This window comes from Thauera sp. AutoDN2 (genome assembly GCF_051280715.1).
In the GTDB taxonomy this organism is placed as follows: Bacteria; Pseudomonadota; Gammaproteobacteria; order Burkholderiales; family Rhodocyclaceae; genus Thauera.
Map to the genome: position 1 here is coordinate 25,404 of NZ_JBNCAR010000028.1, position 26,818 is coordinate 52,221.

Below are 26,818 nucleotides of genomic sequence, written 5' to 3' on the forward strand. Positions count from 1 at the left end.
CAGGAAGATCAAGCATGACAAACGCCACCGAGCCCGACCTGGGCGCGCTGACCTGGGTCAAGGGCGAAATCGATGCCGCGCTCGCGCGTGCGCGGGAAGCGCTGGAGCAAGGCGCCGACGCCGACGGCACCGCCGGCCTGCAGTTTGCCCAGACTCACCTGCACCAGGTTCGTGGCGCGCTCGCGATCGTTGGCCTGGACGGTCTGACCCAGTTCGCCGACGCCACAGAGAAACTGCTCTCGTCCATGGCACATGGCGAGGCAGGCGCACCTGCAGCGCAGCGCGAACTCGTGCGGCGCGCACTTGCGATGATCGGCAACTACCTTGATGAACTCGCTCACGGCGCGCCAGACCAGCCGCTCCGCCTCGGCGATACCTATCTCGAGCTCGTTGCAGCGTCCGGCCAGACCGCAGCTGGCCCGGTGGACCTGTTCCATCCGGATCTTTCCCGCCGCCCCCCGGCCTTGGTCGCCTCTTCTACAGCCTCCGCTACTCCCTCAGCCAGCGACGACGCCGGCAGCGCACTGCGCAACGCGCGCAGCCGCTTCGAGCGCGGCCTGCTCGACTGGTTGCGCAAAGGCAACGCGGGTGAAGGCGCGCGCACCATGCGCGAGGCGATCGCCGAGGTCGCCAGGCTGCAGCAAGGCGCACCCGCGCACGCGCTGTGGTGGATCAGCCTGGCGTTCTACGACGCCCTGATCGCAGACGACCTGCAGCCCGAACCCGCAGTCAAGCGCCTGTGCACCCAGATCGACGCCCAGTTCCGTCGCCTGCTCACCGGCACCGCGTCGCAGCCCGATCGACTGCTCAGGGAGCTCCTCTACGAGATCGCCCACTGCCCGGCAGTGACGCCACATCAACGCGCCGTACGCAGCTTCTACGGCCTTGAAGCACTGCTGCCAACCGCCGGCGTGCAGGTGAGCGGAACGCCGACTGCTCCGCTGCTCGACGCGCTGGGCCGGCACCTCGCCGCCGCCCGCCTGCATTGGGATGCGTTCTGTGCGGGGACGGCCGTCGACCTGCAGCATTTCGAGCATGCGCTCGTGGAGATGGGACCTTCCGCTGCAACGTTCTCGCGCCCGGGCGTCGAGCGCTTGATCGGCGCGCTTGCTGGTTTCGCTCACTGGTTGCGCCGAGACCCCTTGCAGTTGCCCCAGGCAGCCGCGATGGAAGTCGCCACCGCGCTGCTCACGCTCGAAACCGCACTCACACCGCGCCCCGCGGAGCCCGGCTTCACGGCCCGCGCCGACGCGCTGGCCGAGCGCCTCGCTGCACTTCAGCGCGGCGAGACCCTGGGCGAGGATGAAGGCGGCGACAGCTTTCGCGCCGCAAGCCAGGCACAGGAAAAGGCCGCCATCGAGCAACTCGTCAAGGAGATGCGCAGCAGCTTGGCGCAGGTCGAGCAGACCCTGGACGACTTCTTCCGAGATCAGGCCAAGCGCGATCCGCTCGAGAAGTTGCATCACCCGCTGCAGCAGATCATTGGCGCGCTCAGCGTGCTGGGCGAAACGGAAGCGCTGGCCATCGTGCGCGACGCGGCGACGAGGATCGCCAGCCTCACGCGCGAGGATGCCAGCCCCGAGGACGGCAAGCTCGAAGCGCTCGCCGAGCGGCTGTCCGCCTTCGGCTTCTATCTGGACGCCCTGCCCCGCGGCGGCGCCAACATCCACGCCCTGTTGGCGCACGGTGTACCTGGAGCGCCTCACTCAGCCCCCACTGAATCTGCCCAGCCGTACGAACCCGAGGACGAAGCCGGCGCACCGGTACAGATGCCGGTAGCGGAGGCGGAAACCCCGGCAGCAGCGATCGACGAGGCCCTCAACGACGAACTTGCCCGGGCGCAGCAACTGCTCAACGAGCCGCAGGCTGCGCTCACACTGGCCCCCCTTGCGAAGCCGGCCGCCCCACCGACGGTCGAAGCCGAACCGCCTGCAGCGGCGCCTGCGACAACCGAGCCTGCTGGAGAGGAGCAGGCGCCGATCGATGAGGAACTGCTGGGCATCTTCATCGAAGAAGCGCACGAGGTGCTGGCAACGCAAAGCGAGCAGCTCGAGCTGCTACGCACCGCGCCGGGAGACAGGGAGGCCCTGGTCACGATCCGCCGCAGCTTCCACACCCTCAAGGGCAGCGGGCGCATGGTTGGGCTCACTGCGTTGGGCGAGGTGGCATGGGCGGTGGAGCAGACGCTCAACCGCTGGCTGCAGCTCGAATGGCCGGTGACCCCTGCGCTGCTGCACTTCATCGACGACGGTCGCGAAGTGTTCTCGCGCTGGGTAGCGCTGCTCGAAACCCGGGACATGAGCCCAGTCGAGGCAAGCGCCCTGATCACCGATGCCGAGCGCTTGCGCAACGCCGAGCAAGCGCCCGTCCTTCCAGCGCAGGATCAGCCACCGGCCGAGCCGGAAGTGCTCGAACCCGCGCTTCCCGAAATCCCGCCGCCCGAGCCCGAGGCGAGCAAACCGGAACCGGCCGCCGAAGCCGAGATGGTGCTCGAGAGCGCAGCCTTCCTCATCGACGCCGAGCTCGGCGAACTTCCCCCGCTCGGGCCGGAGGAGACTGCGGAAGCGCCCCATGCACCGGCACCGGCACCGGACAACGAAACGCCGGAGGCCGCAGCATTTTCGATCGAGGACTTCCCGGCTCCCGACCTTTCCTGGGACGAGGAAGACCACCTGCTCGAGCCGCTGGAGATCGACCTGCTGCCCGAACCGATTGAAGCCGAGTTGCCCCCCGAAGCGGCCACTGCCTCCGCGGAGCTTCCTGAATTCGAGCGCGCAGAACCTGAGGCGGCAGACGCCCTGGATGAGGAGACGGCGACCGCCCCCACCCTCGAGGCGGTCGACATCCCCCCCACCGAAGCGGCCGAACAGCCGGCGGTGGTACGCATCGGCGACGTCGAGATCTCCGCCGCACTGCACGAACTCTATTGCTCGGAAGCGGTGCAGCACCTCGACACGCTCGCCAGCGAGCTCCTGGCCCTGCAGGCCGGCGCCCACAGGCCGCCTTCCGCCGCGAGCATCCGTGCAGTGCACACCTTCACCGGAATCTCGGGCACGACACGGCTCGACGCCCCCCACAAACTCGGGCGCGCGCTGGAGCGCGCACTCGAGCGGCTGGCCGAGGGCGGGCGCGTGCCCGACGCCGAAGAGCTCGCGCTGTTCGAAGACGCGCAGGCCGCCATGCGCGCCATGCTCGCCGAAACCTGCGCCGGGCAAGCACCGCAGGCCACACCCACGCTCGTGAGTGCACTCGATTCGGCCGCACGGATGCTGGAGCCCCCTGCGCCCACCGAGGCAGAACCGGCGATGAAGGCCGAGCCGGCGGCTCAGAGCGCGTTGGCGGTCGAGGACGAAGGCGAGATCGAGTCCGCACTCGACGTCGAGCTCAAACCTGCGGCCGGGGTGGAGCCACCCAGCGAGGTCGCGACCGAGCCCCTCCGAAGCGAGCCCGCCCCGTCGGAAATTCCGACGTCCCCGGTGCGCACAGAATCCGCCGCGCGGGAAGCTGCCGAACAGCTCCCGCCCGTCCGCGACGACCTCGACGCCGACCTGTTGCCGATCTTCCTTGAGGAAGCCGGCGAAGTCCTGGGGCAGTTGCACGACACCCTGCGCAATTGGCGCAATGCCCCGCATGCCGATAGCGAAGCACCGAAGGTGCTCGCGCGCCTGCTGCATTCGCTAAAGGGCAGCGCGCGCATGGCGGGGGCAATGAGCCTCGGCACGCAGCTGCACCAGCTCGAATCCCGGCTTGAGGACGGCCTTGCAGCACGCGAGTCCATCGCCAGCCTGGTGGACGCACTCGCTCACGGCCTCGATCAGTCCGAGCAGACGATCGGCGCACTCACCCTGGGTGACCAGGCTGCCGAGGTGCCCGGCGAGGCCGCCGGGGCCGAAGGTGCAGCACGCGCGCCCACCGCGGCCGACGAAGGAACGCCTCAGGGCGAAGCCGCTCCCGACGCCGAAGTGCTGAGCAGCCCGACCCTGCGCGTGCGCACGGAGTTGATCGACCGCTTCGTCAACCAGTCGGGCGAGATCGGGGTCGCACGCAGCCGGATCGACGGCGAGCTGCGTACGCTGCGCCGCTCGCTGCTCGACCTCACCGAGAACGTCATCCGCCTGCGCAACCAGCTACGCGAAGTGGAGATCCAGGCCGACGTGCAGATGCAGTCGCGCATCGCACAGTCGGGGGCGGAGCATGGCGACTTCGACCCGCTCGAGCTCGACCGCTACACCCGCTTGCAAGAACTGACGCGGATGATGGCCGAGAGCGTCAACGACGTGACCACGGTGCAGCAAAACCTGCTGCTGAACCTGGACGGCGCCGAGCTTGCCCTCAACAGCCAGGCACGTCTGGCCCGCGATCTCCAGCAAGGTCTGATGCAGGTGCGGATGCTGCCCTTCGAAAGCCTCGCGAGCCGCCTCTACCGGGTGGTGCGGCAGAGTGCTCGCGACCTCGGCAAGCGCGCAAACCTGGACCTGAGGGGCGGCCGCATCTCGGTCGACCGCAGTGTGCTGGAACAGATCGCCGCGCCGCTCGAGCACCTGCTGCGCAATGCGCTCGCCCACGGCATCGAAACGCCCTCGGCACGTCATGCCGCGGGCAAGCCCGAAACCGGCGACATCATTGTGAACGTACGCCAGGAAGGCAACGAGATCGCCATCGACGTCTCCGATGATGGCGCCGGCCTCGATCTCGAGCGCATCGCGGCCCGCGGCCGCGAACGCGGTCTGCTGGGCGAGCACGAGCAGGCCGACGAACGACGCCTCACCAACCTGATCTTCCTTTCGGGCTTCAGCACCGCGAGCGAACTGTCCGCAGTGTCGGGGCGCGGCGTCGGCATGGACGTGGTCAAGGCGCAGGCCGCCGCGATCGGCGGGCGGGTGAGCGTCGCCTCCACACGCGGTGCGGGCACGCGCTTCACGATCCACATCCCGCTCACGCTCGCGGTCACCCGCGCGTTGCTGGTGCAGTCCGGCGGACGCACCTGGGCCATTCCGTCCAGCCTCGTCGCCCAGGCGATGGAACTCAAGCCCGCCCCGCTGCGCACGCTGCAGGAGCAGCACGGCTACGCGTGGCAGGGCGAGCACTTCCCCTATCGCTATCTGCCGCGCCTGCTCGGCGACCGCGACGCGCGCCCGCTCGAACAGCGCTACAACTGGGTGCTGCTGCTGCGCGCCGGTGCGCAGAGGCTTGCCCTGCATGTGGATGGATTGCGCGGCAACCAGGACATTGTCGTCAAGAATGCGGGGCCGCAGCTCACCCGGGTGGTCGGCATGTCCGGCGCCACGGTACTCGGCGATGGTGAGGTCGTGATCATCCTGAACCCGGTCGCGCTCGCCAGCCGAGGGCTCGGCGAGCAGGAGATCGACAGCATCCATCTGCCGCCCGAGTCCGAAGCCCCGCCACCGCTGCATCTGCCCACGGTGATGGTGGTCGACGATTCGCTGACCGTGCGCAAGATCACCGGGCGCCTGCTCGAGCGCGAGGGCTATCGCGTAATCACCGCGAAGGACGGCGTGGACGCGCTGGAGCAACTCATCGACACGCTGCCCGACGTCGTGCTCTCGGACATCGAGATGCCGCGCATGGACGGCTTCGATCTGGTGCGCAACATCCGCGCCGACAAGCGCCTGCAGCACCTCCCGGTGATCATGATCACCTCCCGTCTGGCCGAGAAGCACCGTCGCTACGCAGAAGAGATCGGCGCCAACCACTACCTCGGCAAGCCCTACCAGGAAGAGGAACTGCTCGCGCTGGTGGCGGGATACATCACGGGTCAAACCCAAGCCCCGGCCTGATATCCGCCCCGCGGCCCCTGCCCGCGCGGGGGCCGCGCGTGCGGACCCCGCCCCCTCCGGGCCGGGCCCCCAGCCACGCTTGATCAGGCCTCGTCGCGTGCCGGGCGCTCGCGGTTGCTGCCACTCACCATGCGGTACTCATACAGCCGGCATTCAAGCGCACCGTTGAACAGGGGCGTGCGCCGACTGGCCTTGAGGCCAATGAGCTTGGGCAGCGCGGTGTCCGCGCTGAAAAAATAGCAGCGCCAGCCGCCCCAGCGCCGTTTGAGCGCATCACCCAGGCGCGGATAGAAGGCCGCAAGCGCCTCCGCCTCGCCCAGGCGCACGCCATAGGGCGGGTTCGCCACCATCACACCGGACTGCGCGGGCGGCTCTCGCTCGAGCAGATCGGCGCGCGAAAGGCTCACACAATCCGCCAGCCCGGCGGATTCGAGGTTCACCCGGCTCCGCCGCACCCATTCGGCGACGATGTCGGAACCGTGGATGGGCAACGCGCGCACTGGCTTGCGCCGTGACTCTGCCGCTCGCCGCAGCGCCGCCCAGGCCGCGCGATCGTGAATGCGCAGGCGCTCGAAGGCGAACCCGCGTCCCAGCCCGGGAGCGACATCGAGGGCCGTCTGCGCTGCCTCGATGAGGAAGGTGCCGCTCCCGCACATCGGGTCGATGAGCGTCTCTCCCGGCTGCCACCCCGAGAGCCGCAGGATGCCCGCAGCGAGGTTCTCCTTCAGCGGCGCTTCGACTGCAGCCGGTTTGTAGCCGCGCTTGTAGAGCGGCTCGCCGGAGGTGTCGACATAGAGCGTCGAAGTGTCGGCAGTCAGGAACAGGTGGATGCGCACGGCCGGGTTCGCGGTGTCCACGCTCGGCCGGCGTCCGGCCACGGTCCTGAAGTGGTCGCAGACCGCATCCTTGATCCGCAGCGTGACGAACTCGAGGCTCTTGAGCGGAGACTTCTGCGCGGTGACGTAGATCCGGATCGTGTCGTCGGGCGTGAACCACTTCGCCCAGGTCACGCTGTACGCAAGCTTGTAGAGATCGACTTCCGCGCGATAGCGCCCCTGGGCCACCCGCCACAGCACCCGGGTCGCAAGCCGGCTCTCCAGATTCGCGCGCTGGCACGCAACCCAGTCGCCCTGCCAGCTCACCCCACCATGGACCGCCTTCGCCTCGCGCGCGCCCAGGCCCGTCAGCTCCTCCACGAGCAGCGCCTCGAGCCCACGCGGGCAGGGAGAGAAGAAGGTTTCAGCCATGAGGTGCTCCGCGCGCGTTCAAAGCCGGCATTCTACCCGCACGAATCATGGAGATTGCGGCATGTGCCCCGAAGCAGCCGCACAACGCGCATGACACGGGCACGGGCAGCGAGAAACGCGCAAAACGGGGCCCCACGCAGCACATGCCACGCGGGGCCGAATGGCCCGGGCTGCAGGGAGGCGTCGCCCGGGCGGGGAGAGAAAACCGGCGTTCAGGGGTGCCCGGACTTGCCCGCCTTGATGTCGTGATACCACTGCTCATGGTGCTCGCGCGCCCAGGTCTCGTCGACGTAGCCGGTCTTCATCGACTCGTAGGCGCCTTCCGCGCCCAGCGTGCCCATGTAGATGTGGCCGAAGGCCAAGCCCAGCATCAGGATTGCACCAACGGCATGCACGATGTTCGCGGTCTGCATGTCAGCCCGCGTCCAGTCGCCCAGGTTCGGGAAGTCCATGATCAGCCCGGACACTGCCACGGTGAAGCCAAGGATGGTGACGCCGAACCAGAACCAGGTCTTCTCGCCGAAGTTGAAGCGCCCGGAGGGGACGTGGCTGCCGTCGAGCAGACCGCCGGCACGGCGGATCCACACCGCGTCGATCGGTCGCCAGACGTTGTCGCGCAGGAAGGCGAAGAACATCAGCAGCACGAAGATCCCGAACAGCGGGCCCACGTAGTTGTGCACAAGCTTGCCGGCGTTGAGCAGCAAGCCCAGCCCACCGTGGCCGATGAGCGGCAACAGTACGTGCTTGCCGAACAGGATTGCCAGCCCGGTGATGGCAAGCAGCAGGAAGCTGATCGCCGTGCCCCAGTGCACGAAACGCTCGAAGCCCGAGAAGCGCAGCATCTTGCGCCCGGTCTTCTGCCCATGCAGCTTCAGCGTGCCCTTGACCAGCCAGAACAGCAGGATGGCCGAAGGCACGAGGATGAGGAGCCAGCCGCCGTACAGCGTGACCGGGCCGTTGCGCAGCTGGCGCCAGGTGTTGCCTTCGCTCTGGATCAGCACGCCGGCCTCGGGGCCGCGCACGGTGGTGAAGTGCTCCTCGCCGGAGCGCACCGCGCGCCACACCGGTGCGTTGTTGAGCGGCCGCTCGACCTGGCGCTGGGCCTGGTCCGCGGCGCTGCTGCCGGGCGGCGGTTCGGCCGCGCGCAACGGCAGCGCCGTCGCCCACAGCATGAGCGCGAGCAACAGCACGGCCAGCCAGCCGCCGTGTCGCACCCGCATCGATGGTGTCGTCATGGCGCTCTCCTCACTGGATGCGGTTGTACTCGTTCTGGCCGCGGGCGCGCTCCTTGAGCGCCTTCTCCCAGGCCGCACGGTCGCCCTTGAACTCGCCGCCGTCCCAGGGACGGGCGTCGGTCTTGCCGCGGTACTGGCCTTGCTCGTACACGGTGACCTGCGGCACCTCGCTGCACGCCGACAGACCGAGCAGCGCGACGCCGGCGAGCGCCGCGAGCGAGATCGACTTCAGTTTGCGCGCGCTCATGACTGGCCCTCCCGCTTGCGTTCCTGCTTCTGCTGGCCGCCGCCGTAGGCGGCATCCCAGCCCCACACCTCGGCGCCGCCACCGCGGCGCAGCACGCGCTCGCGGAAGATGTTGGCCACCACGTCGGCGTCGCCGGCGATCAGCGCCTTGGTCGAGCACATCTCGGCGCACAGCGGCAGCTTGCCCTGGGCGAGGCGGTTGGAGCCGTACTTCTCGTACTCGGCCGCCGAGTTGGTCTCTTCCGGGCCGCCGGCACAGAAGGTGCATTTGTCCATCTTGCCGCGCGCGCCGAAGGCCGCCGGGCCGTTGGGGAACTGCGGCGCGCCGAACGGACAGGCATAGAAGCAGTAGCCGCAGCCGATGCACTTGTCCTTGTCGTGCAGCACCACGCCGTCTTCGGTCTTGTAGAAGCAGTCGGTCGGGCACACCGCCATGCAGGGCGCGTCCGAGCAGTGCATGCACGCCACCGAGATCGAGCGCTCGCCCGGCACGCCGTCGTTCATCGTCACCACCCGGCGGCGGTTCACGCCCCAGGGCACCTCGTGCTCGTTCTTGCACGCGGTGACGCAGCCGTTGCATTCGATGCAGCGCTCGGCGTCACAGAGGAATTTCATGCGTCCCATTATTTATTCTCCTCGCCCTCAGGCCTTGCTCACGCGGCACAGGGTGGTCTTGGTTTCCTGCATCATGGTCACCGAGTCGTAGCCGTAGGTGGTGGCGGTGTTGACCGCCTCGCCACGCACGACCGGCGCCGCGCCTTCCGGGTACCACTCGAGCATGTCCTTGCCCTGCCACCAGCCGGAGAAGTGGAAGGGCAGGAAGACCGTGCCCGGCGCCACGCGCTGGGTGACCTGGGCGCGCACCTTGAGGCGAGCCTTGGTCGGGGATTCGACCCAGATGTACTCGCCATTGCGGAAGCCCGCGTCGTTGGCGTCCTTCGGATTCACCTCGGCGAACATCTCCTGCTGCAGCTCTGCCAGCCAGGGGTTGGAGCGGGTTTCCTCCCCGCCGCCCTCGTACTCGACCAGGCGGCCGGAGGTCATCACCAGCGGGTAGTCCCTGGAGATGTCCTTCACCTTCTCCTGCATCGACTTGTACAGGGTGGGCAGGCGCCAGAACTTCATCTTGTCGTCATGCGTCGGGTACTTGGCGACCATGTCCGGGCGCGGCGAGTAGATCGGTTCGCGGTGCTGCGGGATCGGATCGGGGAAGTTCCACACCACGGCGCGCGCCTTCGCGTTGCCGAAGGGGTGGCAGCCGTGGTTCTTCATCACCACGCGCTGGATGCCGCCGGAGACGTCGGTCTTCCAGTTCTTGCCCTCGGCCGCGGCCTTCTCGGCCTCGGTGAGCTCGTCCCACCAGCCCAGCTTCTTCAGCAGCACATGATCGAACTCGGGGTAGCCCATCTGCAGGTCGGCGCCCTTGGAGGCCGAACCCTCGCCTGCGAGCAGCGACACGCCGTCCTTCTCGACGCCGAAGTTGGCGCGGAAGTTGCCGCCGCCGTCCATGACGTGCTTCGAGGTGTCGTAGAGGTTGGGCGTGCCCGGGTGCTTCATCTCGGGCGTGCCGTAGCACGGCCACGGCAGCCCGAAGTATTCGCCGTCGCAGGGGCCGCCCACCGCCTTCAGCGTCTTCACGTCGAAGGTGTGCATGTTCTTCATGTGCAGCTTGAGGCGCTCGGGCGACTGACCGGTGTAGCCGATGGTCCAGGTGCCGCGGTTGATCTCGCGCAGCGTGTCCTCCATGCTCGGCTCGTCCCAGCCCTGGGCGTCCTTCCCGAGCTTGATGTTCTTGACGAACTCGTCGGCCCAGCCGAACTTCTTGGCGAAGGCGTACATGATGGTGTGGTCGGGCTTGGACTCGAAGAGCGGCTCGATGACCTTCTCGCGCCACTGGATCGAGCGGTTCGACGCGGTGGCCGAGCCGGTGGTCTCGAACTGCGTGCAGGCGGGCAGCAGATAAACGCCCTCCTTTCGCACCATCGCTGCCATCGCCGCGGTGGCCGACGGGTAGGGGTCGATCACCACCAGGGTGTCGAGCGCCTTCATCGCCTCGACCATCTCGGCACCGCGCGTCTGCGAATTGGGCGCGTGGCCCCAGTACACCACCGCGCGCAGGTTGCCGGCGGGCTGGTCGATGAGCTCCTTGTTCTCGAGCACGCCGTCGATCCAGCGCGACACGGTGATGCCGGACTTCTCCATCAGCTCCTGCGAGACGTAGCGGCCCTTGACCCACTCGTAATCCACGCCCCACACGCCGCACCAGTGCTTCCACGAGCCGGTCGCGAGGCCGTAGTAGCCGGGCAGCGAATCCGGGTTGGGGCCGATGTCGGTCGCGCCCTGCACGTTGTCGTGGCCACGGAAGATGTTGGCGCCGCCACCCGACTTGCCGATGTTGCCGAGCGCGAGCTGAAGGATGCAGGATGCGCGCACCATCGCGTTGCCGATCGAGTGCTGGGTCTGGCCCATGCACCAGACGATGGTGGAGGGTCGGTTCTCGGCCATGGTACGCGCGGCCAGCAGCATCTGGTCCTCGGGCACGCCGCAGGCTTCCTCCACCTTGTCCGGCGTCCATTTGGCGAGCACCTCCTCGCGGATCTTGTCCATGCCGAAGACGCGGTCGTCGATGTACTGCTTGTCTTCCCAGCCATTCTGGAAGATGTGGTACAGCAGGCCGAACAGGAAGGGCACGTCGGTGCCCGAGCGGATGCGGATGTACTGGTGGGCCTTGGCTGCGGTGCGGGTGAAGCGCGGATCGACCACGATCATCTTCGCGCCGTTTTCCTTGGCGTGCAGGATGTGCAGCAGCGACACCGGGTGCGCCTCGGCCGCGTTCGAGCCGATGAACAGCATCGCCTTGGCGTTCTGCATGTCGTTGTAGGAGTTCGTCATCGCGCCGTACCCCCAGGTATTCGCCACGCCCGCCACGGTGGTGGAGTGGCAGATGCGCGCCTGGTGGTCGCAGTTGTTGGTGCCCCAGAAGGAGACGAACTTGCGCAGCAGGTAGGACTGCTCGTTGTTGTGCTTGGAGGAGCCGATGAAGTACACCGCGTCGGGGCCGGACTCCTCGCGGATCTTCAGCAGGCGGTCGCCGACCTCGTTCAGCGCCTGTTCCCACGAGATCTTCTGGTATTTGCCATCGACCAGCTTCATCGGGTACTTCAGGCGGTATTCGCCGTGGCCGTGCTCGCGCAGGGCCGCGCCCTTGGCGCAGTGCGCGCCGAGGTTGATCGGCGAGTCGAATACCGGCTCCTGGTGCACCCACACGCCGTTGCGCACGATGGCGTCGCTGGCACAGCCGACCGAACAGTGGGTGCACACTGTGCGGCGCACTTCGGCCTTGCCCTCGGCGCGCGACACGCCCGCGGGCGCGGCGGCCTCGGCGGCGCCGATGAAGTTGTAGGGCAGCTGGGTGGCGAGCGCGCCCGCACCCACACCCAGGCCCGAGCGCTTGAGGAAGGCGCGGCGGTCCATGGTCTGGCCGAGCTGGCGCGCGGCGGCGCCGCGCAGGCGACGCGCGCCAGTGGCGGCGGTCGCGGATTTCTTCGTCAACATCCTCGCGTCCTCCTCAGATCCGCGTCGTGCGGTAGTAATTGCGCATGTGCTCGCTCACGCCCTGGTCGGCGGCCTCGCGGCGCGCGTCCTCCACCACCTGGGCGGTGACCGGCGTGGCTTGCGCGGCGGTCGCCGCCAGCGCGGCGGCGCCCGCTGCACCGCCGGCACCGATCGCGGCCAGGAAGTTGCGGCGCGACAGCTTGGTGTTTTCGTCCTTCATCCTCGCTCTCCCCTCTATGCGCCGGAGCGGCTCGTGCCGGCCCGGCCTCGTTTCCATGGCAGCCGCGCTCAGCGCGCTTCCGCCTCCAGCATGTCGAACGCCTCGCGCTCGATGTCCATGAAGGCCGCCAGCAGGCCGCCGACCTTCGCGTAGAAATCCGCCCCCGGCGCCGCCGCCAGCGCACCGGCGAACTGCGCATACCAGGGTGCGAGATGGCGGCCGAAGAAGCGCCGCTGGCGTTCCAGCCCCGCGGCGTCCGGCCCGGTCAGCACCAGGTGGCGCATGACCTCGGCAAGCGCGGCGATGTGGTCCTCGGTCTCGGTGACGCCCGCCCGACGGCCCAGGCCGAGTTCGGCGAGTTCGTCGCGCAGTTCGGCGAGCGGCTCTTCCTGCAGGAAGCCGGTGAGGTACCAGGAGCCATTGCACATGACCTCGGGCTTGCCGACGGCCACGAAGAGTGCATCGAACTCATCGGCCACCGCCTGCGCCGGCATCGCTTGCGCCGCGGTGCCGAGGGCGGCCCAGGCGCGCGGCAACTCGCCGCCTTCGCCGCCGAGCATGCGCCCGGTCTGCGTGAGTGCGACCAGCAGCGCGGCATCGGGCGGGGCGTGGAACAGGCGGGCGAGCAGCGCGTAGTGCTCGGCACGCGCGCGGTCCTCGTCCGACCAGGTCGGCTGCGGCTGGAGGGCAAATGTGGAGGTCGCGGTGTCGTTCATTCGGAGTCGTTCATTCAGTGAGGTCCCAGGCCTTCACGGCCGGCCCGGCCTTCATCATGTCGATCACCCGGCAGTCGGCGCACATGCGCAGGCGCGCGCGCTCGGCCTCGCCGGCGAACATCGAGTGTCCGGAAAGGCGGGCGATCATGGATTCGATCAGCGGCGCGGCGCCCATGGCCTTGCCGCAGGCGGTGCAGTGGAAGATGTCGGCCTCGCGCAGGGCGCGGGCCTTGCGTGCGTCCTCACCGAGCAGCAGGCGCGGCGCCAGCGTGATCGCGGACTCCGGACAGGAGGCCTCGCACAGGCCGCACTGCAGGCAGTTCTTCTCGACGAACTCGAGGCGATAGGCGTCGCTCGCCGCGCGCAGCGCGCCGGCCGGGCAGGCACCCGTACAGGACATGCACAGCGTACAGGCATCGGACACGACCACCTGGCCGAAGGGCGCGCCAGCCTTGAGCGCGATCGCCGCGGGCAGGCCGGCGGGCGTGTGTGCCGCCGGAGCCTGCGCGACCAAGTGGCGCAGCGCGAAATCCAGCGTCTCGCGTTTCTTCAGCAGCAACTGGAAGCGCGCGGGCTCGGCGACACCGGTGGCGGGCACCCAGCCGTAGAGCGCTGCCTCGAGCACCTGCCAGTCGTCGGCGTCGGCCTCGATCACGCGCAGGTGTTCTCCGCGGTAGCCGAGCGCAGTAAGAATGGTCTGCCCGTGCCCTGCCTGCGCCTGCAGCGGCGCGGCGTCGTGGCTGCCGGCGGCGAGCACCGCCACCTGACAGGCGCCGAGCGCGAGGCTGCCGAGCATCAGGTCCAGCCCAACCGCGTCAACGCTCCACACCTCGATCGGGATCACCCGCGCCGGCAGGCCGCGGCCGCGGCGGGCCAGGCGCGCGATGGCCGCGGTGCCGGCCTCGGCGGAGTGGAACAGCAGGCAGGCGTCGCTGCCGCCGGCGCGCGCGTACTCGGCGAGCAGCGTCTTCACGCGCTGGCCGAGCTCGGGCACGCGCGGATACTGGAAGGAGAGCGCGCCCGAGGGGCACACCGTGCTGCAGGTGCCGCAGCCCTTGCAGAGCCAGGGGTCGACCGCGATCACGTCGCCCTGGCTGCGGATCGCTTCGGTGGAGCAGGCTTCGATGCAGTTCGTGCAGCCGGTCTTCTTCGCCCGGCTGTGGGCGCACAGGCCGGCCTCGAAGGCGACGTAGCGCGGCTTCTCGAACTCGCCCACGAACTCCCCCAGCGCCTGCACCGCGAGCGCCTGCTCGAAGGGGTCGCGTCCCGGGGCGGCGTAGCCGTCGGGCAGCTCGACGCGGCGCAGCAGCGGCTCTACCGAGAGGTCGAGCACGAGGTCGAAGCGCTCGCGGCGTGCGGTGTCGACGCGCGCGAAGTCGATCGCGCCGATCTCACCACAGGCGGCGACGCAGGCGCGGTGGCTGCGACAAGCGTCGGCGTCGACCTGCAGATCCCAGCCGATCGCGCCCTCGGGACAGGCCTTCACGCAGGCGTTGCAGCGCACGCACAGCTCGAGGTCGATCGGGTTGTCCTGCGTCCATTCCAGCGCGAAGGCGCCCAAATGACCGGAAAGCGCCACCGGCCTGCCCGTCCACACCGGATACGTGTTGACCGCCGGCAGCTCGGCATCCTTCGTGCGCGCAGTGATCAGCACAGCCGGCTCGAAGCTGCCCGCCAGGCGCTCCGCCCAGCCCAGCGCCGCCCCCGCCTCACCGATGATCAGCAGGCTGCGCCCGGCCGACATCTGCACCGCCGCCACCGGCTCAGGATCGGCCAGCGTGGTCGCGGCGGCGATCAGCGCGGCGAGCTTGGGCGTCGCAGCGGCGGATTCGGCCGACCAGCCGGCGTTTTCGCGCAAGTTGAAGAAGCGGATGCGCTCGCCGGCGCCGGATTCCTCTGCAAGCTCGGCGAACAGCGCAGCCTCTTGCGTACAGCCGACATGCACCGTGCGGGCGCCGCCGAGGGACGCCTCGAGCACCGGCAGTTCGCTGCCGCACAAGGACCGATGGCAATGCACCGCTGCGCCTGCAGCGTCGGCCAACCGCCCGGGGTCGAGCGTGAAGCTTCGGTTGCAGTCGCAGAGATGAACGCGGGCAGTCGTGTCGTGGCGGTCGGGCATGTTCAGTTCCTTCTATCGCCTAAGCAAAGCAGTTCATAGGCCAGGAGCGAACGGAGCAGACGCCTCGCAACACCGGAAAATACCGCAGCAAATCCGATCGCCCTGGAAAAAAGCGACAAACTGTCGCTCAGGGTGCGATTTGTCGCGGAGCCCGCCCTGTTTGATCCAGCGCACCCTCCTCTGCGCCCCCCTCCGCCTCTGCGCCCTCCTGTCGTCCACCCGCCTCCACTGCGCGGCCTTCCGCCCCCGCGGTCTCCTCAGCGGGTGCAGCCGCGTCCGCGTGAGTGGCCGAATCGTCAGGGCCTTGCGCCACGCTCGCCTGCGAGGGCGCATCGTTTTCGGCCTCGTTCGCCATGAGCCATTCACGCGCGTGGCGCAGCTTGGCCAGCGCCTCGGACGGGATTGGATCCGGTTGTGAATAGTCGTCGATGTAGATGTCCAGCCCGTCCATACGGTTGAAGTGTGGATCGGAAAAAAGCTTGTGCAGCGCCTTGCGGCGCAGGGCCTCGCCCACCTCCTGCTTGAGGAAGACGCTGAAGTCAGAGGACAGTGACAGGCTCTCCACGGGCGGCAGGGGCGCCTCGGCACCGGCGGCAGCGTGTGCGCCGTCGTCGCCCCCAGCCCGCGCCGCAGCGGGCACCTCCTGTGTGCCGGACAGGACGCTATCGCTCTCCACCGTCACAGATGCGGGTGCAGCCTCGAGTTCGGGGGCCGGGCCCGGTGCGCGCTGCAAGCTCGCGGCGAGCTTGCGCCGTGACCAGCGCGAGAGGAAACTGCCGCTCACGTTCGCCTCCGGTCCAGCCCGAGCGGATCATTGCGCTTGACCTTCTTCTTTGGCTCGGGCTTGTAGTGCGTATTGACGAAGTCCCCTGCCCAGTCAGCGATCTCGCGCGGCATCGCCACCCCATCGACCTGTTCGCCCGAATCCAGCCAGCGCGCCGCCTCACCGTAGCTCACCGTCACCGCGGTCGGGCGCGCGAGGTCTTCCTCCATGCGCCACTGGATGAAGACCTTGGGAATGGGCGCTGTGATGTTGGCGAAGTAGTTCTCCGCCTCGTCCCGAAACAGCTCCAGCGCGAGCGCGCCGAAGCGCCACTGGCAACGATCGGCCTCGTCGACGATCCTGGAGGGCGCGGGATCGGCATCGTCGAAGGCGGGCACCACACCGACCGCCTCCCAGGCGGCGTCGACCCAGGGATTGTTCAGGCGGCGACGCTCCATGATCACTGCAATCGGAAATTTTTTCATCGTGCCGTCCCGTACGGTTCGAACCTATGTGGTCTACAGCATACGTGCCGGCCTGCCAGCGCGCGACCGTGGGAAACCCCAGCCGCGGGAGGGCCATGGGAGACCGGGCTTGCGGCTACAATCGGGCGGGTTCGCTTATCCGAGTTGCAGTGATGCCCCCTCCCCGCCGCCCGCAGCTGAGCCAGGCCAGCCGTCCGCTGACCATCGAGATCCCGGCCGTCAACGAGCTCGGCGCGATCGTGCCGACCCCGATCGCAGGCGAACACCCCCTGACGCTCTATGTCGACAAACGCGAGATCGTCACCCTGATGACGCTGGGCGCAGCGCCCGAGGCGCTGACCATTGGCTGGCTACGTAACCAGCGCCTGGTGCGCAGCCTGGACGAGATCGCCGCTGTACAGGTGGATTGGGACGTGGAGGCGGTCGCGGTGACCACGCACAACGGACTGGAGGATGCCGACCGCAGACTCGGCAGCCGAACCGTCACCACGGGTTGCGGCCAAGGCACGGTGTTCGGCGGCCTGATGGACGAGATCGACCAGATCCGCCTGCCCCACGACCGCCAGCTCAAGCAGTCTACGCTGTACGCCCTGATGGACGCGGTGCGCCATCACGAATCGATCTACAAGCAGGCCGGTGCAGTGCATGGCTGCGCACTCGCGCAGGCCACGCCGGAGGGCTGCAGCATCCTGATGTTCTTCGAGGACGTCGGCCGGCACAATGCAGTCGATGCGATCGCGGGCCAGATGTGGCTGGACGGCCTGGACGGCGCCGACAAGATCTTCTACACCACCGGCCGCCTGACCTCGGAGATGGTGATCAAGACCGCCCAGATGGGCATCCCCTTCCTGGTCTCGCGCTCCGGCCTCACGCACATGGGCTGGCAGATCGCAACCCGGATCGGCCTCACCATGATCGGCCGCGCCCAGGGCAAGCACTACCTGCTGTTCACCGGCGAGGACCGTTTCGAGCGCAACTGAAGCCGGCCTCGCGGCCCTTTGCCTGCACGGGCGAAGGGGAAGACCTGATCACGACACACTGCCAGCCATGAACGACGCCACGCATTCCCATTCTTCCAACCCATCCCCCGCCGACCGCCGCATCACCGGCGTGCTGCTCGCCGGCGGCCAGGGCAGCCGCATGGGCGGCGTCGACAAGGGCCTGGTCGAGCTCGCCGGACGGCCGATGGCTGCGCATGCGCTCGAGCGCCTGGCACCCCAGATCGACGAGCTGATCATCAACGCCAATCAGAACCCTGTCGCCTGGCAGGCCTTCGGCTACCCCGTGTTCGGGGACGACATCGACGGCTTCGCCGGCCCGCTCGCCGGGCTGCATGCGGCACTGATGCGCGCACACCATCCCTTCGTGGTCACGGCGCCCTGCGACTCGCCCTTCCTGCCCGCGGATCTGGTCGAGCGCCTCGCCACAGCCCTGCACGCCGCCGGCGCCCAGCTCGCGGTGGCGAAGACCTTCGACCAGCCGCATCCTGTGTTCTGCCTGTGCAGGCGGGACCTCGCCGGACACCTCGGTGCCTTCCTCGCCTCTGGCGGGCGCAAGATCGACCGCTGGTACGGCAGCCTGAACATCGTCGAGGTGCCCTTCGACGACGAGGAAGCGGCCTTCCGCAACATCAACACCCGCGCCGAACTCGAGGCGGCAGCGGGCGCGTTGCACACGCCGGACAGCTGAGCATGCGCCCCCCGCGATGAGCAAGGCCCCGCTTTCCACCCCTACGCTGCCCGACACCGGGGCGCTGCAGAGCCCGTGCCTCACCGCGCGTGAGGCCGCGGCTTTCCTGCACCTGAACGAGAAGAAGCTCTACGCGCTGGCCAACAGCCGCGAGATCCCTGCAGCACGGGTGGGCGGCAAGTGGCTGTTCCCGCGCGCGATGCTGGAAGAGTGGCTGCTCGAGCAGGCCCACGGCGGCGCGCTCACCGACCGGCTGCTGATCACCGGCAGCGACGACCCGCTGCTTTCGGCCACCGTGGCCGCGCTCGCACCTGCGCTCGGCAGCGATGCCTTCATCGCCTACAGCCCGACCGGCACCCTGGCCGGGCTCGAGTTGCTGGCCCGCCGGCGCGCCAGCGTCTGCGCACTGCACTGGGGCGGGGTGGAGCACAGTGCCCAGCAGCACGCCACGCTGCTACGCCGCTTCGCCCCCCATCGCCAGTGGGCGCTGGTGCGCCTGGCGCTGCGGGAGCAAGGCGTGATCCTGCGCCGCGGACTGGCGGTGGACGGCATCGGCACATTGGCCGCCTTCGACTACCGCTGGGCGATGCGCCAGACCGGCGCCGGCTCTGCACACTTCCTCGAGTCGGCGCTCGCCAGTCGCGGGTTTTCTGTGGCGGACTGCAGCGCGGTCGCCACCGCCCACACCGAGCGCGAAGCTGCAGCGCTGGTCGCGCGCGAGGACGCCGACTGCGCACCCGGCACCCGCGGCGCGGCGGCCGAGTTCGGCCTGGGCTTCCTTCCCCTCGGCTGGGAGGCCTTCGATCTGGCGCTGCCGCGCGAGGTGGTGTTCCGCCACCTGTTCCAGAACCTGCTCTCCGCCTTCGGCGGCCCGGCTGCTCGCGCGCTGGCAGGTCGGCTCGGAGGCTACGACCTCACCCCGCTGGGCCAGGTCATCGGACTGGACTGAACACCCGGGCGGCGATGAAGTCCGCCACCGCATGCGGATCGTTGATGTCGAGCTGAGGCAGCGCGGTGTCGAGCGGCGCGTCGGTCGCCACCGCAACGATGTCCGGGTCGTTCAGGTGCAGCAAAGGCGCCGCGATGACCGTACGACGCACCTCGATCTTCGGGATCCGCGCGCGCTTGAAACCCTCGACCAGCACGAGATCACACGGCCCCAGATGGGCGAGCAGCTCATCCAGCGTCGCTTCGGGGGCGCCGCGAAGTTCCCGCGTCAGCGACCAGCGCTGCCCGGAACTGACCATGACCTCGCGGCAACCGGCCTGACGGTGGCGCCAGGAGTCCTTGCCCGCGTGATCGATGTCGAAGCTGTGGTGCGCGTGCTTGACCAGGGATACCGCGAGTCCGCGCGCGCTCAACACGCCGATGACCTGCTCGACCAGGGTCGTCTTGCCGCTGCCGGACCAGCCGGCGAAGCCGATGACTTTCATGTTGCATCCGTTTTCGTATGCGCCGTGTTTACACGAGCGTCGGCGAGGCCGGCTTCAATACGATATTCCGGCTCGGCGAGCAAGCTCACCGTGAAGCACGTTCCCTCGCCGGGCCGGCTGTCGACCTCGATACGGCCGCCGTAGCGCTCCACCAGGGTGTGGCTGATGGAGAGCCCCAGGCCGGTGCCCTGGCGCTTCTTGGTGGTGAAGAAGGGGTCGAAGATGCGCGCCATGTCCTCGGCACGGATGCCACTGCCGGTGTCGCGCACCCGGATGAGAGCGCCGCGTGCATCGGCATCCGCATCGCGGTCGACCGTGGACAGGGTCAGCGTCCCGCCGTCCGGCATGGCCTGCACCGCATTGACGATCAGGTTGATCAGCACCTGCTGCAGCTCCTGCAGGTTGATCTGCACGTTGACCGTCGCCGCAAGGTTCTGCACGACCCTGACCTCCGAGCGCGCCAGATGCTGGCGGGTCAGCAACAGGCAGTCGGCGAGCGCGGCATTTACGTCCACGTCCTCCACGTAGCCGGCGAACTCCCCCGGGCGCGCGAACTGCAGCAGCTTGGTCACGATCAGCCGGATGCGGCCCACCTGCTCGTGGATCAGGCGGATCTCGTTGCTCACCGGTTGCGCCGCCGGGCCGAGCTCCTCGCGCAGCAGGTCGAGATTGCCCTGGATCACCGCAGCCGGGTTGCTGATCTCGTGCGCGACGCCCGCGGTGAGTTCGCCGATCGCAGCGAGTTTCTCGCTCATCACCAGGCGATGCTGGGCGGCACGCAGTTCCTCGTTGGCCGTAGCAAGATCCGCCGTGCGTTCGGCCACCTTGCGGTCGAGCGATGCGTTCAGCGCCTGCAGCTCGTCCCGGCGCGCGGCCTGCTCGTCGAGCAGATGGTCGAAAGCGTTGGCCAGACGCCCCAGCTCGTCACGGCTGGCGACATCACTCACGCGCGCACGCTCATCGCCCGCGTCGATCCGACCGATGGTGGCGTGCATGCGCTCGATCGGGCGGAAGATGCTGCGTGCCCAACGCAGCGTCAGCAGCGCACCCACGATCGAGACCGCAAGCGAGAGCGCGGCGACGATCAGCAGCGCCATCTGCTTCGCGGCACGGAAGGGGGCCTCGAGAAAGCCCACATAGAGCATGCCCACGCGCTCGCCGCGGCTGTCGAGCACCGGCTCGTAGGCGGACACGTACCAGTCGTTCACCACGAAGGCGGTCTCCAGCCAGGTCTGTCCGCGGTCGAGCACATGAGTGCGAACTTCGTCCGAAGCACGCGTACCGAGCGCCCGCGCGCCCTCGAACAGGCGCACGTTGGTGGCGATGCGCACATCATCCACGAACAGCGTGGCTGTACCCTCGCTACCTTGCGGAAGCGTTCCTTCGCGATAGACGATGGCGTTGAGCGTGTCGATGAAGCCGAGATTGCCATTGAGCAGCACCCCACCTTCGAGCACGCCGGCCAGGGCGCCCGTTTCATCGTGCACCGGCGCTGCGGCATGCACGATCAGCCCGCGCGTTTCCGCCGCGCGCGGATCGGGACGGGCACGCTCGGTCGACACCAGCGCAAGCCGCGCGCGTTCGGCAAGCAGCGGTGAGATCGCCGCGAGGGCCTCGGGCGCAAGCCGCTCGATCACGCTGCCACCTGCGCCAAGCATCGCCCGCTGCACCATCGGCCACTGCCCACGCTCCGGCATGGAAGACAGGCCGGAGGACGAAACCAGCACCCGCCCGGAGGCGTCGAGCAGGTTCAGGAAGTCCAGGCCCTGGCGCGCCTTGCTCGCCGCCAGGAGAGCCTGCAGCGCCGCTGGGTCGCGCTGCGCCCGGGCGAGTGCCTGCGAGGCCGCGAGCGCCTGCACGTCTCGTCCGGCACCTTCGATCACGCGCTCGAAGTAGCCATGCGCCGTCGCGAGGTCGCTGCCCACGCGCGACACCATCAGGCGGTGGTAATACGCCTCGCCCCAATACCAGATCAGCCCCATGACGATGGGAAAGCCGAGCATCAGTGGGGCGAGCACCAGGCACAGCAGCTTGGCGCGTACCGAGCTGCGCAAGCGCTCAAACCCACCCATCCGCCCCGCCCCCCGACACGTTGCGCATTGTCCGTGCAGCGCTCATGCCCGGCGGCCAGCCGGCACGGCGGCCGGCGGTTCCTCCGCTGCCCACTCGGCGAACTTGCGCTCCAGCGTCTTGCGCGACACCCCCAGCCGGCGCGCCGCCTCGGTCTTGTTGCCCTCGCAATCCGCGGTGACGCGCTCGATGTGGCGGCGCTCGATCTCGGCGAGGGTCAGCGCCAGCTCACCCGGCGCGGGCACCTGGCGTGGGCAGGGTACGCCCAGCGGCTCGGGCGGAAAACAGCCCAGGATCATCGAACGCTCGACATGGTTGCGCAATTCACGCACGTTGCCGGGCCATGCGTAGGCACAGAGCCGGGTCACGACCTCATGCGTGAGTGGCAAGGGCGCCACGCCAAGCTGGCCGGAGAGCTGCTGCATGAAATGCACGACCAGCTCCGGGATGTCTTCCGCGCGTGCACGCAAGGGTGGCAGCACGATATCCACCACCGCAAGCCGGTAGTACAGGTCCTGACGGAAGCGTCCGGCCTGCACCTCTGCGGCGAGGTCGCGGTTACAGGCGGCGACGATGCGCACATCGACCGGCACCTCGCGCTCTGACCCCACCGGCCGCAGCCGGCGCTCCTCCAGCACGCGCAACAGGCGGGTCTGCATGGCGAGGGGGAGTTCGCTGATCTCATCAAGGAAGAGCGTACCGCCATGGGCGTAGTAGAACAGGCCGTTGCGGCTCTCGGTGGCGCCGGTGAATGCACCCTTGACGTGACCGAAGAGTTCGCTCTCGATCAGCTCGGAGGCGATCGCGGCGCAGTTCAGCGGCACGAAGGGGCGCTGCGCCCGCGGGCTGCTCTGGTGCAGGGCGCGCGCCACGACTTCCTTGCCGGTGCCGGATTCACCCTGCAGCAGCACAGTGCTCGGCATCTGCCCGACGCGGCGCACCATCGCGCGCAGCTGAGCCATGGCCGGCGAGTGCCCGACGAGGCCGAGCGGATCATCCCCACCGCGGGCGCCAGCCAGCTCGCGCCGCAGCACGAAGTTCTCGCGGCTCAGACGCGCGCGCTCGAAGCAACGTTTGATGGAATTCAGGATCTGGTCGACGCGGAAGGGCTTGAGGATGAAGTCCGACGCCCCGCCGCGCAGGGCGTCGATCGCCGTCTCCATGTCGGCGAAGGCGGTGACCAGGATCACGTCGCCGGTATAGCCATGCTCGCGCAACTCGTGCAGCCATTCGATGCCCGACTTGCCCGGCAGCGCGATGTCGAGGACGAGCAGGTCGAAGTGCAACCGCGCCATCAGCGCCGCCGCATGCTCGGCATCCGCGGCCGACTGCACCATGCCGCAGCGTCGCACGAGCGTACGCTCGAGGAAGTTGCGCATGCCCTCCTCGTCATCGACGACAAGCACCGAGTGTGCCTGCCAGCTGTATTCGGCCAGGTCCACGGTCGTTCCGCCCTCGGTGCCCTGCCTGCCCTGTCTCGACTCCGGCATCTCGCCTACTCCCCCTCCGCCATGCGCGATGCTGCCCGGATCACCCATGCCCCGCATGCTCAGAACGGCTTGAGAACAACCAGGAACACGACGACGAACAACACCAGCACCGGAATCTCGTTGAACACGCGATACCAGACATGGCTGCGCTGGTTGCGCCCCTCGGCGAAGGCGCGCATCAGCCTGCCGCAATACAGATGGTAGGCGATCAGCAACACGACCAGCAGCGTCTTCACATGCAGCCATCCGCCAGAGAAGCCGTAGCCGAACCACAGCCACAGCCCGAGCGCGACCGCGAGGATGCCGAGCGGAGTCATGAACCGGTAGAGCTTCATCTCCATCAGCGCAAGGCGCTCACGGGTGGCCGCATCCTCGGCCATGGCGTGGTTGACGAACAACCGCGGCAGGTAGAACAGGCCGGCGAACCAGCTCACGACGAAAATGATGTGCAAGGCCTTCAGGGTCAGCATCTGCTCAGGGCTCCGGTTGTGAATGGGTCGAAGCGCCGACGCGGCCGGCGAGTGCGGCTCGCAGGCCGTCGGCAATGGTCGGATAGGCGAAGCGCACGCGAAGTTCGCGCTTGATGCGCCGATTGTCCAGCCGGCGCGATTCGCTCATGAACGACAGCGTAAGCGGCGACAGGCGGGAAGCGATCGCGTCCCGGCTCAGGCGCTCCGGCCGGGGCAGGCCGAATGCATCAGCCACGGCATCGAAATACGCCCCCATCCTGAGGCCGGAGTCGTCGCTGGCGTTGTACACCCGCCCGGCCGGTGCACGCAGCAGCGCGATACAGGCGAGGCGGGCGAGATCCTCGGCATGGATGTGGTTGGTATGCACGTCCTCGTCGGCAGCCAGCACCGGATCGCCGCGACGCAGGCGCTCGAGCGGCAGGCGGTCACCCGCGTAGATCCCGGGGGCACGCAGGATTGCGACCCGCACTCCGCAGCGGCGGCCGAAGCGGCGCAGGCGCGCTTCGGCATCGACCCTACGCCGCGCACGCGCCGTCGTGGCACGGAGCGGACGCGTCTCGGAGACCTGCTCACCGCCACAGTCTCCGTAAACCCCTGTCGTGCTTATGTATACCACCCCCTGTGGTAGACTTTTGCCACCTCCGAGTGCGGCCAGCAGACGCTTCGTCCGCGGGTCTCCCTCGCCGCTCGCGGGCGGGGGGGCAAAATGCAGAATGGCATCAGCCAGACCCGCGAGCCGACGCAAGCTGCTACGGTCGTCGAGGTCGCCGATCAGCGGCAGCGCGCCGGCCGTGCGCAGCGCCGCGGCGGCCTCGGGCTGGCGCACCAGGGCGTACACGCGAAAACGCCGCGTCAACCACGGGAGCGCACGCTGCGCGACATCGCCGCTGCCCACGATAAGAATTCGTTTCATTTGCCGATTATCTCACGCACCATGACCCACCGGATTTCACTTCGCCCCGGCGATCACAGCTTCGACGCCACCGACGACCAAACCGTGCTCGACGCAGCGCTCGCCGCGGGGCTGATGCTGCCACACAGTTGCCGCGATGGCGCCTGCGGCGCCTGCAAGGGCAAGGTGCTCGAGGGCCGGGTCGACTACGGCCTCCACGCCGAGGGCGCGCTGACCGCTGCCGAGCGCGCCGAAGGCCACGCGCTGTTCTGCTGCGCGAAACCGCTCACCGATCTGGTCATCCAGGCGCGCAACGTCACGCGTGCCGGTGACATCCCGGTCAGGAAGATGCCTGCGCGGGTACAGAAGCTCGAGCGCCTGGCCGACGACGTGATGCGCGTGGACCTGAAGCTGCCCGCGAGTGAGCAGTTCCAGTTCCGTGCCGGACAATACATCGACATCCTGCTCGCAGACGGTCAGCGGCGCAGCTTCTCCATCGCGAACGCACCGCACGATGCGGCCCATCTCGAGCTGCACATCCGTCGCATCGAAGGCGGCCGCTTCACCGGGCACGTGTTCGAATCCATGAAGGAGAAGGAGATCCTGCGCTTCGAAGGCCCGCACGGTAACTTCTGGCTGCGCGAGGATTCCGACCGGCCAATCGTGATGATCGCGGGCGGGACCGGCTTCGCCCCGATCAAGGGCCTCGTCGAGCACGCGATCCACATTGGCCTCACCCGCCCGATCACGCTCTACTGGGGCTCACGTACCCGGGGCGGCCTGTACATGGATGCGCTCGCACGCGGTTGGGAAGCCGCCCTGCCGGGCCTGCGCTACGTGCCGGTGCTCTCCGATGAAGTCTGGGACGGCCGCCAGGGCTTGGTGCATCAGGCGGTACTGGACGATTTCACCGACCTGTCGGGCCACGAGGTCTATGCTTGCGGCGCGCCTGTGATGGTCGATGCGGCGCACAGCAGTCTCTGCGCGGAACGCGGCTTGCCCGAAGAAGCCTTCTTCGCCGACGCATTCACGTTTGCCCAGCCCACGAACTGACGCCCGGAGCGCCCCATGAGCCAGACCACCCTGCTGACACGCGAGCCGGTCGTCAACAAAAACCGCGCCATTACCGCCAACCGCCTGATCGCTCATGGTCCCAACATCGCAGCGGTCGTCGAGACGCTGGCCACCCTCAGCGATGCCTGGCCGACGCATCACCCGGTCTTCCTCAGCCTCGGCCGGCTGGTGCCAACACCCGAGTTGATGGATTGGACGATTCCCGACAACACCGCAATCGAGATCCCCGCGCAGACCCTCGCCCACCCGCAAACACAGGCGCTGATGGCCCGCCTGCAGGAAACCGGCGTAGGCATGTGCCTGACCTGGTTCCAGGCTGGCGTGGCGCTGCCTGCCGGCGCCGACTGGCGCTTCGTTCTGATGGACGTGCGCCGCGCACCCAATCCGGGCGGCTCGCCCGGACTCAGCCTGGCTTGGGGCCTGCCCGATATCGAAGGCTTCCACAAGGCGATCGGCGCCGGTTACGACGGTGCCTCCGGCTGGTTCTTCCTCCATGGCAACCCACCCGCAAAGAGCCTCACCCCAGGCCATGCGCAGATCGTGCGGCTACTCAACCTGGTACGCAACAACGCGGAGATCCGCGACATCGAGGCAGTGCTGAAACAGGACGTGGCGCTGTCCTACAAGCTACTGCGCTACATCAACTCCGCCGGCTTCGGCCTGATGTGCGAGATCCAGTCCTTCCGCCACGCAGTCAGCATCCTGGGTTACGACGCGCTCAACAAGTGGCTGTCGCTGCTGCTGGTGACGGCCAGCCGCGATCCGAGTGCCCCCGCGCTGATGCAGACCGCGATCGCGCGCGGTCGCTTCATGGAAGAGATCGGCGTGAGCTTCTTCGATGCGGGAGAGCGCGACAACCTGTTCATCACCGGCGCCTTCTCCCTGCTGCACGTCCTGCTCGGCACCTCGATGCAAGCTTTGCTGGACGAAATGAACCTGCCACCGAACGTCAGTGAAGCGTTGCTGTACGACCGGGGGGAGTTCGCGCCCTTCCTGCGCCTCGCCCAGTCCTGCGAGAGCTTCGATGCGAAGAACCTGAGCGCAGCGGTCGACGACCTGCATCTGTCCCCCGAGCAGATCAACCGGGCGCAGCTCGTGGCCCTGGCCTTCGCCGACAGCCTGCACGCCTGATCGCCCGCAGTGGCGGGCGATCAGGTGGCGGGCGCGGGCACTTCGTGTCGAGTGCCACTTTCGTCACGGAAATGCGCGTGGTCGGTCACTAGTGTAGTGCTGCGCTCTTGAGCGCACTTAATTGACAACTTCCGCTATCATGCTTCATGCATGCGGAGCGGAGGATCGAATGCGGGTTGCGCCAG

Annotated in this window: 21 protein-coding genes; 6 read left to right on the forward strand and 15 right to left on the reverse strand. The window is 68.4% G+C overall.

The window, feature by feature from the left end:
• Window positions 1-14 precede the first annotated feature (14 nt).
• Window positions 15-5,798: an Hpt domain-containing protein gene (locus ACPT9U_RS13815; protein WP_435751348.1), complete on the forward strand. Its 5,784-nt coding sequence runs from the start codon at window positions 15-17 to the stop codon at window positions 5,796-5,798.
• Window positions 5,799-5,881: 83 nt separating this feature from the next.
• On the opposite strand, the gene ACPT9U_RS13820 is transcribed toward ACPT9U_RS13815, so the two are convergent.
• The 10 genes from ACPT9U_RS13820 to ACPT9U_RS13865 all read right to left on the reverse strand — a co-directional run bounded on the left by ACPT9U_RS13820 (window position 5,882) and on the right by ACPT9U_RS13865 (window position 16,384).
• The gene (locus tag ACPT9U_RS13820) at window positions 5,882-7,045 is read right to left on the reverse strand and encodes a THUMP domain-containing class I SAM-dependent RNA methyltransferase (protein ID WP_435751349.1); all 1,164 of its coding nucleotides are present in this window, start codon (window positions 7,043-7,045) and stop codon (window positions 5,882-5,884) included.
• Between the two features lie 212 nt (window positions 7,046-7,257).
• A complete protein-coding gene (locus tag ACPT9U_RS13825) occupies window positions 7,258-8,280 on the reverse strand; it encodes a formate dehydrogenase subunit gamma (RefSeq protein WP_435751350.1) in 1,023 nt (340 codons plus the stop codon).
• A gap of 10 nt (window positions 8,281-8,290) precedes the next feature.
• Window positions 8,291-8,527: a hypothetical protein gene (locus ACPT9U_RS13830; RefSeq protein ID WP_435751351.1), complete on the reverse strand. Its 237-nt coding sequence runs from the start codon at window positions 8,525-8,527 to the stop codon at window positions 8,291-8,293.
• Window positions 8,524-9,150: a formate dehydrogenase FDH3 subunit beta gene (fdh3B, locus tag ACPT9U_RS13835; protein WP_435751352.1), complete on the reverse strand. Its 627-nt coding sequence runs from the start codon at window positions 9,148-9,150 to the stop codon at window positions 8,524-8,526. The genes ACPT9U_RS13830 and fdh3B overlap by 4 nt, the downstream gene beginning before the upstream one ends.
• 18 nt (window positions 9,151-9,168) lie before the next feature.
• Window positions 9,169-12,081 (reverse strand): formate dehydrogenase subunit alpha, encoded by a 2,913-nt coding sequence (locus ACPT9U_RS13840; RefSeq protein ID WP_435751353.1) that lies wholly within the window; start codon window positions 12,079-12,081, stop codon window positions 9,169-9,171.
• Window positions 12,082-12,094: 13 nt separating this feature from the next.
• Window positions 12,095-12,301, reverse strand: a complete 207-nt coding sequence (locus tag ACPT9U_RS13845; protein WP_324525247.1) for a twin-arginine translocation signal domain-containing protein — start codon at window positions 12,299-12,301, stop codon at window positions 12,095-12,097.
• A gap of 68 nt (window positions 12,302-12,369) precedes the next feature.
• Window positions 12,370-13,017 (reverse strand): TorD/DmsD family molecular chaperone, encoded by a 648-nt coding sequence (locus ACPT9U_RS13850; RefSeq protein ID WP_435751354.1) that lies wholly within the window; start codon window positions 13,015-13,017, stop codon window positions 12,370-12,372.
• 10 nt (window positions 13,018-13,027) lie between these two features.
• Window positions 13,028-15,136 (reverse strand): 4Fe-4S binding protein, encoded by a 2,109-nt coding sequence (locus ACPT9U_RS13855; protein WP_435751355.1) that lies wholly within the window; start codon window positions 15,134-15,136, stop codon window positions 13,028-13,030.
• A gap of 127 nt (window positions 15,137-15,263) precedes the next feature.
• Entirely contained in the window at window positions 15,264-15,920 is a 657-nt protein-coding gene (locus ACPT9U_RS13860; protein ID WP_435751356.1) for a DUF3306 domain-containing protein, read from the reverse strand.
• Window positions 15,917-16,384, reverse strand: coding sequence for a DUF3305 domain-containing protein (locus ACPT9U_RS13865; RefSeq protein WP_418364584.1), 468 nt, complete (start codon window positions 16,382-16,384; stop codon window positions 15,917-15,919). The genes ACPT9U_RS13860 and ACPT9U_RS13865 overlap by 4 nt, the downstream gene beginning before the upstream one ends.
• A 152-nt stretch (window positions 16,385-16,536) precedes the next feature.
• Between ACPT9U_RS13865 and ACPT9U_RS13870 the strand changes: the two genes are divergently transcribed.
• The 3 genes from ACPT9U_RS13870 to ACPT9U_RS13880 all read left to right on the forward strand — a co-directional run bounded on the left by ACPT9U_RS13870 (window position 16,537) and on the right by ACPT9U_RS13880 (window position 19,022).
• Window positions 16,537-17,364: a formate dehydrogenase accessory sulfurtransferase FdhD gene (locus ACPT9U_RS13870; RefSeq protein WP_418364583.1), complete on the forward strand. Its 828-nt coding sequence runs from the start codon at window positions 16,537-16,539 to the stop codon at window positions 17,362-17,364.
• A gap of 67 nt (window positions 17,365-17,431) precedes the next feature.
• Window positions 17,432-18,073 carry a molybdenum cofactor guanylyltransferase MobA gene (mobA, locus tag ACPT9U_RS13875; protein WP_435751357.1) on the forward strand — a complete coding sequence of 214 codons (642 nt, stop codon included), beginning with the start codon at window positions 17,432-17,434 and terminating at the stop codon, window positions 18,071-18,073.
• Window positions 18,074-18,089: 16 nt separating this feature from the next.
• Window positions 18,090-19,022, forward strand: coding sequence for a substrate-binding domain-containing protein (locus ACPT9U_RS13880; protein ID WP_435751358.1), 933 nt, complete (start codon window positions 18,090-18,092; stop codon window positions 19,020-19,022).
• Here ACPT9U_RS13880 and mobB read toward each other — a convergent pair.
• From mobB to ACPT9U_RS13905, 5 genes are read right to left on the reverse strand one after another with little or no spacing between them, the layout of a single operon-like run.
• Complete coding sequence (gene mobB, locus ACPT9U_RS13885; protein ID WP_435751359.1) at window positions 19,006-19,506, reverse strand: molybdopterin-guanine dinucleotide biosynthesis protein B; 501 nt, start codon at window positions 19,504-19,506, stop codon at window positions 19,006-19,008. The genes ACPT9U_RS13880 and mobB overlap by 17 nt on opposite strands.
• Window positions 19,503-21,578: a sensor histidine kinase gene (locus ACPT9U_RS13890; protein ID WP_435751360.1), complete on the reverse strand. Its 2,076-nt coding sequence runs from the start codon at window positions 21,576-21,578 to the stop codon at window positions 19,503-19,505. The genes mobB and ACPT9U_RS13890 overlap by 4 nt, the downstream gene beginning before the upstream one ends.
• Window positions 21,579-21,620: 42 nt before the next feature.
• Window positions 21,621-23,066: a sigma-54-dependent transcriptional regulator gene (locus tag ACPT9U_RS13895; protein WP_418364578.1), complete on the reverse strand. Its 1,446-nt coding sequence runs from the start codon at window positions 23,064-23,066 to the stop codon at window positions 21,621-21,623.
• A gap of 59 nt (window positions 23,067-23,125) precedes the next feature.
• Window positions 23,126-23,536, reverse strand: coding sequence for a CopD family protein (locus ACPT9U_RS13900; protein ID WP_418364577.1), 411 nt, complete (start codon window positions 23,534-23,536; stop codon window positions 23,126-23,128).
• Window positions 23,537-23,540: 4 nt separating this feature from the next.
• Window positions 23,541-24,449, reverse strand: coding sequence for an NAD-dependent epimerase/dehydratase family protein (locus ACPT9U_RS13905; protein WP_418364576.1), 909 nt, complete (start codon window positions 24,447-24,449; stop codon window positions 23,541-23,543).
• 21 nt (window positions 24,450-24,470) lie between these two features.
• On the opposite strand from ACPT9U_RS13905, the gene ACPT9U_RS13910 reads away from it, so the two are divergent.
• Together ACPT9U_RS13910 and ACPT9U_RS13915 are read left to right on the forward strand one after the other, a co-directional pair.
• Window positions 24,471-25,481 carry a CDP-6-deoxy-delta-3,4-glucoseen reductase gene (locus tag ACPT9U_RS13910; protein WP_418364575.1) on the forward strand — a complete coding sequence of 337 codons (1,011 nt, stop codon included), beginning with the start codon at window positions 24,471-24,473 and terminating at the stop codon, window positions 25,479-25,481.
• Window positions 25,482-25,496: 15 nt separating this feature from the next.
• Window positions 25,497-26,633 carry an EAL and HDOD domain-containing protein gene (locus ACPT9U_RS13915; RefSeq protein ID WP_418364574.1) on the forward strand — a complete coding sequence of 379 codons (1,137 nt, stop codon included), beginning with the start codon at window positions 25,497-25,499 and terminating at the stop codon, window positions 26,631-26,633.
• The last annotated feature ends 185 nt before the right edge of the window (window positions 26,634-26,818 follow it).